Source organism: Vibrio sp. Vb0349 (genome assembly GCF_033338975.1).
Genome location: NZ_JAWOTS010000480.1, coordinates 1 through 1,014, shown reverse-complemented (window position 1 = coordinate 1,014; position 1,014 = coordinate 1). Strand labels below are relative to the sequence as shown.

Annotated in this window: 2 protein-coding genes; both read right to left on the bottom strand. The window is 42.0% G+C overall.

From position 1 onward, the window contains the following. On the bottom strand, nt 1-193 hold a 193-nt coding region (locus tag R7Q47_RS26750), incomplete at its 3' end, for a hypothetical protein (protein WP_318090352.1). 14 nt (nt 194-207) lie between these two features. After that, a partial coding sequence (locus R7Q47_RS26745) for a hypothetical protein (RefSeq protein ID WP_318090350.1) occupies nt 208-1,014 on the bottom strand: 807 nt, incomplete at its 5' end.

Here is a 1,014-nt window from a genome sequence, read left to right as displayed (position 1 = left end):
AAATGGTGATTGGTGATAATCCCGCCAGAAAAATGGAGGCGAAGAGTATCATGATCTCTATGTGGTTACCAGTTGATCTTTTGGTTTGCATACCCTTCAATGACAACGGATTGAGAACTGAAAAACGACGAAAAAAGGGGAAGCTTTCACTTCCCCAGGCGTGCGACTGACTCACACTTAATTTTCGCGCCATGCTAAATGCATGACTTACCCTTGAGACTCTAGGAAATTAATCCAAGGGCTCGCCATTGCTCTCATATCTGGAGATTGAGCCGCACTTTTCATTGCTTTTAGAGCATTACTCGGTTGGTTTAACTCAAAATATGCCATGCCACGAATGTAAGAGAGCTCTCCTTTTTGTTCGTGCTTAGCATCTGGGGCGGCGTTTTGCGTAAACTTCGTCGCCTCCGTATATTGCTTGTCTAAAATCATTAGACGAGCAATTTTTATTTGAGTTTTTGCTTGTGGAGCAAGATTGTAAGCTTGTTGATAGACGTCGATAGCCTGTTCAAGTTCTTGTGCTTGCTGCCAAAACGAACCAAGTGTTTCCAAATTTTTTGCGTTGCGTTCTACATGACCATTATCAAAGGCTGCTTGAAGTGTTTTCGCTGCGCGGAAAGGCACCCCTTGATAAGCTTGGAAGTTTACTAAACGCAGGTATTCTTTCTCACCTTCTAATAGACCCAATTTATGAGCCATTTCTAGTGTTGAAAGGGCATTGCGCTCTTGATTTAACTCCATGTAAATACCAGACAATTGAGTCCAGTAACGCTTATTTTTTGGATATTTAGTGGTTAATATTTTCAATACACCCGCAACGCTCTTGAACTGCTTAAGTTCATAATGCGCAGACATCAGTAGCTGATACCAAGATTCACTAGGTTCTTTACTCATAGCGATTGCTTGCTTAGCTGGTGGAATCGCGTTTTTGTAATCTTCTAGCTGAACATAAGCACTCGCTAGAGTGATGTATGCATGCGCTTGTGGCTTTTCTTCGGTGGTTTCTGCAATTTT